Origin of the sequence: Paucihalobacter sp. (assembly GCF_036825875.1) — a bacterium.
In the GTDB taxonomy this organism is placed as follows: Bacteria; Bacteroidota; Bacteroidia; order Flavobacteriales; family Flavobacteriaceae; genus Paucihalobacter.
The window spans coordinates 41,964-51,669 of the sequence record NZ_DAISXK010000017.1 but is presented as its reverse complement, the minus strand read 5'-3'; the positions used below and the strand labels follow the sequence as shown (position 1 = coordinate 51,669).

Here is a 9,706-nt window from a genome sequence, read left to right as displayed (position 1 = left end):
CGGAAAGTGAATTGGCTTCAGGATTTGCGGTCACGGTGAGGTTGAGGGTGGATGTGTTATAACAATTGTCATCACCAACTGATTGCAATCTGATAAAAACAGTTTGCGGATTGGAGACATTAGTATAAGGACTGGCTAGAGGATTCAAATTATTGTCTGCATCAGCTTGAGTTAAATGATAACTCACTTGCATCATCGATGAATCTTCAGCACCAACCACTTCTGCGTCCCTTTCTGTTAAAGTAAATGAGGTAAAACCGTCCGCCACTGTATCATCGCATAAATTGAAGGGAGAGATATCTCCAGGAACATTTAGAACATTACTTATCAGCTGGAACGATTCTGTTAAAAAGCAGGTTTGAGATATATTTGCAATTCTGACAAATACCGTTTGAGGATTTGAAATGTTATCATAACTATCTGGTAAGGGGTTTAAATTATCCATTGCCTCTTGTTCAGTAGAATGATAACTTATAACGAATTCGTCTGGGTCTTGCCCTCCTATTATCAATGCATTGTTTTCTGTAAGATTAAAGGTGCCTAAGCCTGAGAAACTACAAATGGACAAATCTGACAAATCCTCTATTTCGGGCACATCTCTAAACTCAATTACTATTGCATCAGAACCTTGGCAAACTCCAGAAAAAGAAAAATCAACGCTATAAACGCCTGACTGAGTAACCTCCAAAGTAGAACTTGTTTCGCCGTCTATTACAACTCCGTCTTTGAACCAGATATGATCGGCGGCCAATAAATCTGTTTCTAAAATAACTAAATCATTATCGCAAGGCGCATTATCAGCTGCAATTGTTCGGTCTTCGCCAAGATCTCCACCGAGATTAAAACTTCCTGCCTTTAAAAACACCCCTGAATCCAAAAGACTATCATTGTCATCTCCAATTACTAACTTAATAGTATAAGTTTCACCAGGTATGACATCCGACTGAGCGGTGAATATAGCTGTTCGGCCATCAAAAGCAGTCGGAGGTTGATTAAAATTAGTATAACCTCCAAAAAATTCTTCATTTATAGCCGGGCAAAAACCATTAAAAGGATGAATATTTGTAACTAAAATTGGCGTATTTGTACCAGGTAACACAGCTAAATTGGTTGTATTACCTTCCAAATCGGTTAGAAGGAATGCAAATGCATCAGAAAAATCGCACTCAAAAGAACCTTGATCATATTCTTCGGAGGCCATTAAAAATTCAAAGCTTATTGAGTTTGCAAGCGGTACAAAATCAAATTGAATATATGACGCGTCATTAGAAGTAATTCCTACAGCATTATTTAAATCGTTGTCACCCGGCCACGAACCAGCACTCATTGTAACATTATTTGGTCCACCAGCTTGACTCGCATCACCAGAGGTAATCAACAATCCTTCTTCAAATGGAAAATCAATCCCATTACTAATAAAATATCCTATTCCATTTGGCAGAGTTGAACCGAAATTAATTCCAGTTGAGGAAACAATATTAGAAACCTGCGCACATGGGCTATCGATTAAAACGTCTAAAACCAATTGCTCAACTGTAAATGTATCCTGATCAACTACTACGTTAGGCCCTAAAACAACCACCGTAATCGAGGCTGTAACTCCGCATCCTTGAGGATTATTATCGGAGGCAGTAAATTCAACTACATACGTTCCTGGATTATTAAAGATATTACTTACGACTGTTCCAAACGCAGAATTTCCGTCACCAAAATCCCATTCATATAAAGCCGATGAATCATCGTCAGAAAAAACAGCGGTGCCTTCAAAACTTATAGTTTCTCCAGGATTAATTGTTATGATACCAGACCCATTTGGAGTTGGATTTGTTTCATTTATAGTTGGAGTTATAGTTTGGCAGGGAGAGGCACATAAAATTTCGGCCTCCCAACCAAAAGTGTTTCCGCTGGCATTAGTTACCCATTCAATGGTTAAACAACCACTCGTGTTAGCAGATGTTGCAGATATAAAACCAGGACTAGCTACACCAGTAAAACTTCCCAGTACGCTAACCGTGGTATCAACACCATCATAAATGGTCATAATATCCTGATTTAATTGAGAGCTAAACGCTAAAAAATTAAGAATTATAAAATCATCAGGGTTTTGGGGGCATATGGTTGTAACGAAATTTTCATTATTGCCATAATTACCAAATTCCCCTCCTGAATCGTAAAACATATCTGGGGCGCATCGGTTAAAAGTGCCATCAACCATAATTATATCTTGAGCATTTGACGAAATGCCGATAGTAAAAATCAAAAACAGGTAGACATATTTTAATCTGTTTACTATAAGGTTTTTACAGCAAATAAAATTGAAATTGATATGGTTGAGGAACATTAGGTATAATTATGACATAAAAATTTAGTCGTGAAAAATAAGAAATATTCTACAAGTACAGTAAAATTTAATCATAAAAAAAGCATTTTGAGACCCAACTTAACACCTGATATGATTTAGGTTTTATACTTTTGTACCAAGAAAAAATGAAAATGAAAATTACTGTAAAACTAACCAATAAAGAAAGTATCATAAAATTTGAGGCTGACCAGTTTTTAGTCCCCAACGGAAACTTTGAATTTAATAACATAGATGAAGCTAAACCGTCACCTCTAGCGCAAGAATTGTTTTATTTACCTTTTGTAAAAAAGGTTTATATCGCTTCAAACTTTATTGCTATTGAACGTTATGATATCGTTGAATGGAAAGATGTGCAAAATGAAGTCGCAGAGCAAATTGAAGCTTTTATAAATAGTGGCAAGACTATTATTACTGCAGAAAATATCGTCACAAAAACAGCTGTCACTGTATATGCTGAAAGCACTCCAAATCCCAGTGTTTTAAAGTTTGTTGCTAACAAAAAAATAGTCATTCAAAGCATCGAGTTTAATTCTATAGACGACACCAAATTTGCTCCACTGGCGCTGGCATTATTCCAGTTTCCTTTTGTGAAAAGTGTTTTTTTTGATGATAATTTTGTTTCAATAACAAAGTATGATATTGCTGAATGGGATGATATTACCTTAGAATTACGTGAATTTATCAAGCATTTTTTGGAGACTGGAAAAACTGTTGTTGAAGATGCCGTGTATCAGAATGAAGTAAATACACAAATTAAAATCGATAAAGAAGACGCCATTAACAGCGCGTTAGACACAACGTCGAAACGAATAATAAGCATACTTGAGGAATATATTAAGCCCGCTGTCGCTAGTGATGGTGGTAACATAGAATTTCAGTCATACAACCCAATTACTAAAAGAGTAAGCGTAATACTGCAAGGCGCTTGTAGCGGTTGTCCTTCTTCTACATTTACCCTGAAAAACGGAATAGAAACAATGCTTAAGGAGATGCTAAATGATGACGTTTTAACGGTTGAGGCCTTAAACGGTTAAAATTATCTTAATTAACATGTTATAATTTTTCATTTATAAAAAAAAACTCATATTTGGTGGGTTAATGCATTATTAAATAAAAACTAAAACAAAAAATTTATGTCAAAATTTCCTTTAAAAACTTTCATCCTCATTTTTTCAGTGCTTCCGCATTTTATATTTTCTCAAGGTATCAATGTAGACCTTGCCTCAGAGGTTGGTTTTGCTCCAAAAAACGTAAGCAGGGCAATATCTGGAGCAATGGGTTCTCCTTATATAGAAGAAAGCTACCAAAGTGTAAAAATTAAAAATTTTGAAGATAAAATTTACAGTGGAAGATACAATGCTTTTATAAGCGAAATGGAGATATTACTGGGAGCTGGTCAAACCCCAATAGCTTTGGACATTGCCAATAATGATTATGAAGTGATTTTTCTCAATGAGAATAAAATTTATAAAAGTTTTGCTTACACCACCGACAGAGGTGTATCAAAAAAAGGTTTTTTAGTAATTGTTTCTGATGAAAATAATGTACAACTTCTCAAAGAAGAGCGCATTAAATATTATGATAAAATTCCAGCAACCTCATCTTATGACCAAGACAAACCAGCTAAATTTAGAAGAGAGGATGATACTTATTACATAAAATTAAAAGACGATAGTATTTTGTATTTGCCTTCTCGAACAAAAGATATTCCGAGTGTTTTTCCGAATAACGAAAAAGAAATTTCAACTTTTATTAAGAAAAATAAAATAAAAACTAAAAATGAAGAAGATATTATAAAACTTGTAAATTTTATAGGAAGTTTGTAAAATTGCATATATCTAAAAATATTTATAACGCTGTTAATTTAAATTAACAGCGTTATTTTTTTAACATAAATTCAAATAAATGGAAATGGAAAAATGGACTGAAAAAGGCTATGAACTAATACTTGAATTTGGCCCGAAACTAATTGGCGCTGTTATAATTTTCATTGTAGGGTCATGGTTTATAAAATTAATTCTGAAAAGCGTAGGACGTTTAATGGAAAAAGCATCGTATGATGAAAGTTTAAAAAAATTCTTGAGAAACTTGTTAAAATGGACTCTCAAGATATTATTATTTCTAGTTGTTCTAAGTATTATTGGCATTGAAACTACCTCGTTTGCTGCTATTTTAGCTGCCGCGGGTTTAGCAATTGGTCTTGCCTTGCAAGGTTCATTAGCTAATTTTGCTGGTGGTGCTTTGATAATGATATTTAAACCATTTAAAATTGGCGACCTGATAGAAGCCCAAGGAGAAATGGGTGTAGTTAAAGAAATTGAAATTTTTACAACAAGGTTAACTGGTCTTTCTAATAAAGAAATAATTCTCCCAAATGGGTCGTTATCCAACGGCAATATCGTGAATTATACTGTAAACGGAACTCGACGTGTTGACTTGGTATTTGGTGTTCACTACGATTCTGACATTAAGCAGACAAAAGAAGTCTTACTGAATGTTATTAGTACACATCCAAAAGTATTACAAGAACCTCAACCTAGTGTAAATGTTTTAGCCCTAGCCGAAAGTTCGGTAAATTTTGCAGTACGACCGTGGTGTAAAGCTGAAGATTATTGGGTAGTTTATTTTGAGATTATGGAAGCTGCAAAAATAGCCTTAGATCAAGCAGGGATTGAAATACCTTATCCGCACAGAGTGCTTATACAGAACAAGGATTAACGTTTAGATTTTAAAGCGATGAAATTTTTTAAATAAAAAGGTTCAAAATAGGCAACATCTTCGGTTTTGCCTATTTTTAATTGTTGAAATGCCAGTGAACTCATATCGTTTGCTGATGGTAGCTTATGATAAACAAATGTTGCTTTAGCACTTTCTATCAGCGATGAAAACTTATTAACGGCATTACCAATGAACACCACTTTTTGATGCTTTAAAATGTCTTCAAAACTATTGACAGAGAGAATTTCTGCTTTAATTTCTCTAACAAGTTCATGTCTGAAATTGTAAACAGCCGTGTAAGCTTCCATTCTTCGTGCGTCAAGCATTGCAACAATACATCCATTTTCTACAGTTACTTGATTGGCCAAACTCTCTAAAGTTGAAATAGCAATTAATGGGATGTCGAGTGAAAAACATAGTCCTTTAGCAGCAGAAACGCCAATTCTCAATCCTGTATAAGAACCAGGACCTTTACTTACGGCAATGGCTGAGAGTCGATTTATTGAAACTTCGGCTTCGGCTAATACTTCCTCGATAAATTGATGTAATAGCTCTGCATGAGAATAATTATGGCTGTTGTCTTCTTTTAAAGCAATAGTGTCACCTTCTTTCGATAAAGCTACCGAGCAATTAGTTGTTGACGTTTCTATTGAAAGTATATATGACAATTTTTACTGTTTTGATGTATCTTTTTTAACAGATACTTTATCACCAGGTTCCAATGTTTTTGACACCAGATTGTAAGGGCCTATTATTACCTCTTCATTTTCATTTAGGCCTGAAACTATTTCGATATTGGCATTATCCTGAATACCTGTCGTTACAACTCTAAGTTTCGCTTCTCCATTTTCTTTCACGAAAACACATTCAAACTTTTCTTCATCACCTATAATTTTAACCTGCTTGTATTTTTCGGCTACAGACTTTTTAACTTCTGAGGTATCGGTTTTGATTACAACTGCACTAATTGGAACTGCAAGAATATTAAATCTTTTTTCTGTTATTATATCTACAGTTGCGGTCATTCCGGGTCTAAAAGGCGAATAGCCATCTGGCTTGTCATTAAGTAAATCTTGATATGATGATTCAAGAATTCTGACCTTTACCTTGAAATTAGTAACCTGATCAGCCGCCAAAGTTCCTTGAGCTGAGTTTGCGATTTCGGTAACAATACCACTGAATTCCCGTTTCGGATACGCATCGACTTCTACAATAGAAGTATCTCCAACTTGTACTTTTACAATATCATTTTCATTCACATCCATTAAAACTTCCATTATATTGAGGTTGGCAACCCTCAAAATTTCAGTTCCTGCCATTTGCTGCGTTCCTACTACACGCTCGCCTAACTCTACACTTAACAAAGAAATAGTGCCGTCAATTGGTGCATAAATAGTCGTTCTTGCTAAGTTATCTCTAGCTTCATTAACAGTAGCGGCAGCACTTTGAACACTGTAATACACCGAATTTTTTGCAGCCACAGCACCTTCGTAATTAGCGATAGACCTATCCCAGTCAGCCTTAGAAATGACACCACGTTCAAACAAACTTTTATTTCGCTCGTAATTGGCGGTAGCTTCTTTTAAAGTGGCTTCGGCCTGGCTTAAATTAGCTTGGACATTCAGGTAACCAGCCTGAGATCTATTTAATGCGGCTTGGATTAAGTCGGGATTTACTTTTACTAGTAAATCGCCTTTGTTTACTTTTTGTCCTTCTTTAAAAGGCAATTCTATGATTTCACCAGATACTTCACTTGAAATTTTCACTTCAGTTGAAGGCTGTATTTTTCCCGTAGCCGATACCTTTTCAAAAATATTGATGGGCGCTATGATTTTAACTTCAACTGTTTTAGCGTCGTCTTTTTTACCAAACCAGCCTTGAGATTTGCCAGCCACTAAAACAACCACCAGCAGAACGACAACACCAATAATTATTTTAACTTTTTTATTCATCTTTAAAATTTTAATTCTGTAGCAGGAATACCAAAATATAATTCCAATACTTTTAATTTGAATATATAATCATACTTAGCACGATTGCTGTTTATGATTGCATTATCATACCTTATTTTTGATTGGCTGAAATCTAAGGCATTTATAATACCAACATCAAATCTTTCTTTTGCATATTCAAAAGCTAACTCTTGCGCTTCTAAAGCCTTTAATGCAGCATCATAAGCTTTTAGCGAACCTTCTGCATCCACAAATGCTTGATAGATATTGGACACCAAATCTAATTCAGCCTGCTCTAATTGATATTTTGCACGTTCTAAATTCACCTTCGAGCGCAGGACGTTTGAACGTGTTGAAAAACCATTGAGTATTGGAATGTTAAGACTTAATCCATAAGCAATACCATCATTAAGATATAGCTGATCCCAGAATGATTCTGGAGCGACTTCTATAGTATTTAAATTTGGGAATTGACTTACTACAGCCTGTCCAGTAGCTTCGACAACACCGATTTGTCTAGTTTCTGTAGGGTTATCTGGGTCGACTACTTGACTAAAAGACGTTGCATTAGTATATCTGGTATTATAACCGAAAAAAGCTGTTAACCTCGGTAAATAAGCAGCTTTTGTTAACTGCAAATCTTTCAAGGCTAATTGTACATTTTGTTCTTCTATTTTTATTTCGCTTCGGTTTTCTTTTGCTGAGTCAATTATATCATCAACACTTTTATTTGCGATATCTACATTTACAATATCATATCCTTCATCTTCAATATCAAAATTTTCAAAGTCTTTAATTAAAAGCAGTTGCGCCAAGCTAATTAAAGATATTTGTATATTGTTTCGAGCTGTAACAATATCCTGAACCTCATTAGCATCAGTTGCTAAAATGTCTAATAAATCACCTTGTGGCAAAACACCACCATCCACTAATTCTTGCGTTTGCTTAATTTGTTGTTTGGTAACTTCATTCTGGCTTTCCAAAACTTCTAAATTGGCCTTAAATAAAATAACCTGCAAATAACTGTTCGCAACTAATAAAGAGATGTCATCTACCATTTTAGACAACCTGTATTGGCTCGCCAACTGTGCAATTTCTGCGCGCTGCGCTTGTCTAATATTTCTCAAACCATCAAAAATGGTATAACCTACATTAATATTTCCTGTTGCAGATAAGAACGTAATGGTTTCTGGTTGGTTTGTAGTTGGATTAAAACTTAAACCGGTATTTTCAGCTAGATTGGCTCCTGCATTAAATGTTGGCAAAAAATTACCTAAAGCAGCGAGTTTATCAGCATCAATAGCCTTTAAATCCAGTTCACTTTGCTTGATAGAAATATTTCTCTCCAACGCATATTCAACGCATTCTTTTAGTGTCCATTTTTTTCCTTGTGATTGCACGGAAAAAATAGTTAGGATAAATAATATAACGGTGGTGTGTTTCATAATCTGATTTATAAGACTAGTGATAATTAAAATTGTTACAAAAAAGTTAAATTAATTTCTACGAGCGTATTCTGGAACACCTTGAAGTTGGTTCCAAACCTTAATGTCATCGTTTGTGGTAATACCCTCTAAAATTTGAACATGAATACCGTCACTAATACCCAATTTCACGTCACGTCTCTCAAATTTCTGGTCTCCAGTTGCTACTTCTACAAACGGTTGTTTGGTTTGTGGATCGTACTGAACTAAAGCTTCTTTTATTGCTAGAACATTTTCAGCTTTGTCTAAAATGATTGAAGCATTAGCACTTAATCCCGCTCTTATAAACGTCGTTTCTATAGCGGCTAAGGTACCTTTAATTTCAAATTGAATAGCGCCATTTTCTTCTACTCCTTTTGGTGCGATATAATCTAAAACAGCATCAAAACTTTTATTATCAATAGCTCCAACTGTAATTTCTAGCGGTAAACCTTCCTTAATCTTTCCAACTTCGCTTTCGTCAATTTTTCCTTCAAAAATCATTTTTTTGATATCGGCAATCGAGGCGATTGATGTTCCCTCATTAAAGTTATTGGCTTCAATTACTTGATTACCTTCTTTAATTGGTACATCTAAAACCATTCCTGAAACGGTAGCTCTAACAAGTGTTTGAGCACTATTTCCTAACCCTGCGGTAGTTCCAGTTTTAATAATATCGTAATTTTGTCTTGCAGCGTTAAGTGATATTTTAGACTGCTCAACATTTTGTTTTGCTTGCAAATAACTATTGTTAATGCCATCAAAATCGTTTGCAGAAATTACGCCCTTTTCAAATAATGCCTTTTGACGGTTGTAAATAGCTTCTTGGTTTTTAAAATTTATTTGCGCTGTTTCTACAGACGTTTGGTTTGAAGCAATATTATTTTTGGCAGTAGTCAGAGTTGAAACATTAGGAATTACTCGAATTTTAGCAATTAAATCACCTGATTTAACAAATTCTCCTGCTTCGATGTAAATTTCTTCAACTACGCCAGAAATGTTTGGCTTAATCAAAACTTCTTCCTTTGGAACAATACTTCCTGTTGCCATAGTTTTAACTACAATTGTTTGCTCCAATGCTTTGGCTGTAGTATAGGTGATTGGATCCTCTTGGTTTTTCTTCCATAAATAGATTAAGGCTACTGAGAAACCTAAAACTATTGCTATTAAAACTATTACTGTGGTGGTTCTTTTCATTACTGATCATTAAT

General features: G+C 34.7%; 8 protein-coding genes. 3 read left to right on the top strand and 5 right to left on the bottom strand.

Going from position 1 to position 9,706, the window contains the following annotated elements; genetic code table 11:
* Positions 1 to 2,260, bottom strand: a 2,260-nt coding sequence (locus V7Z48_RS06895) for a choice-of-anchor L domain-containing protein (protein WP_334112668.1), incomplete at its 3' end; no start/stop codon positions are given.
* Between the two features lie 233 nt (positions 2,261 to 2,493).
* Here V7Z48_RS06895 and V7Z48_RS06890 point away from each other — a divergent pair.
* The 3 genes from V7Z48_RS06890 (at position 2,494) to V7Z48_RS06880 (ending at position 5,080) form a co-directional block, all read left to right on the top strand.
* Entirely contained in the window at positions 2,494 to 3,396 is a 903-nt protein-coding gene (locus tag V7Z48_RS06890; protein WP_442954712.1) for a NifU family protein, read from the top strand.
* A 99-nt stretch (positions 3,397 to 3,495) separates the two neighbouring features.
* Complete coding sequence (locus tag V7Z48_RS06885) at positions 3,496 to 4,188, top strand: hypothetical protein (RefSeq protein ID WP_334112666.1); 693 nt, start codon at positions 3,496 to 3,498, stop codon at positions 4,186 to 4,188.
* A 79-nt stretch (positions 4,189 to 4,267) separates the two neighbouring features.
* Positions 4,268 to 5,080, top strand: a complete 813-nt coding sequence (locus V7Z48_RS06880) for a mechanosensitive ion channel family protein (RefSeq protein WP_334112665.1) — start codon at positions 4,268 to 4,270, stop codon at positions 5,078 to 5,080.
* Here the strand turns inward: V7Z48_RS06880 and tsaB are convergent.
* The 4 genes from tsaB to V7Z48_RS06860 are packed head-to-tail and all read right to left on the bottom strand — an operon-like array spanning position 5,077 to position 9,692.
* Complete coding sequence (tsaB, locus tag V7Z48_RS06875) at positions 5,077 to 5,748, bottom strand: tRNA (adenosine(37)-N6)-threonylcarbamoyltransferase complex dimerization subunit type 1 TsaB (RefSeq protein WP_334112664.1); 672 nt, start codon at positions 5,746 to 5,748, stop codon at positions 5,077 to 5,079. The two genes, V7Z48_RS06880 and tsaB, sit on opposite strands and share 4 nt — an antisense overlap.
* A gap of 3 nt (positions 5,749 to 5,751) precedes the next feature.
* Positions 5,752 to 7,032 (bottom strand): efflux RND transporter periplasmic adaptor subunit, encoded by a 1,281-nt coding sequence (locus V7Z48_RS06870; protein WP_334112663.1) that lies wholly within the window; start codon positions 7,030 to 7,032, stop codon positions 5,752 to 5,754.
* Positions 7,033 to 7,034: 2 nt separating this feature from the next.
* A complete protein-coding gene (locus V7Z48_RS06865) occupies positions 7,035 to 8,477 on the bottom strand; it encodes a TolC family protein (RefSeq protein WP_334112662.1) in 1,443 nt (480 codons plus the stop codon).
* A 51-nt stretch (positions 8,478 to 8,528) separates the two neighbouring features.
* A complete protein-coding gene (locus V7Z48_RS06860) occupies positions 8,529 to 9,692 on the bottom strand; it encodes an efflux RND transporter periplasmic adaptor subunit (RefSeq protein WP_334112661.1) in 1,164 nt (387 codons plus the stop codon).
* Positions 9,693 to 9,706: the final 14 nt, after the last annotated feature.

Coding starts and splice junctions, on each gene's coding strand:
- V7Z48_RS06890 (WP_442954712.1), top strand. CDS start 2,494: ATGAAAATTACTGTAAAACTAACCAATAAAGAAAGTATCATAAAATTT.
- V7Z48_RS06885 (WP_334112666.1), top strand. CDS start 3,496: ATGTCAAAATTTCCTTTAAAAACTTTCATCCTCATTTTTTCAGTGCTT.
- V7Z48_RS06880 (WP_334112665.1), top strand. CDS start 4,268: ATGGAAATGGAAAAATGGACTGAAAAAGGCTATGAACTAATACTTGAA.
- V7Z48_RS06870 (WP_334112663.1), bottom strand. CDS start 7,032: ATGAATAAAAAAGTTAAAATAATTATTGGTGTTGTCGTTCTGCTGGTG.
- V7Z48_RS06865 (WP_334112662.1), bottom strand. CDS start 8,477: ATGAAACACACCACCGTTATATTATTTATCCTAACTATTTTTTCCGTG.
- V7Z48_RS06860 (WP_334112661.1), bottom strand. CDS start 9,692: ATGAAAAGAACCACCACAGTAATAGTTTTAATAGCAATAGTTTTAGGT.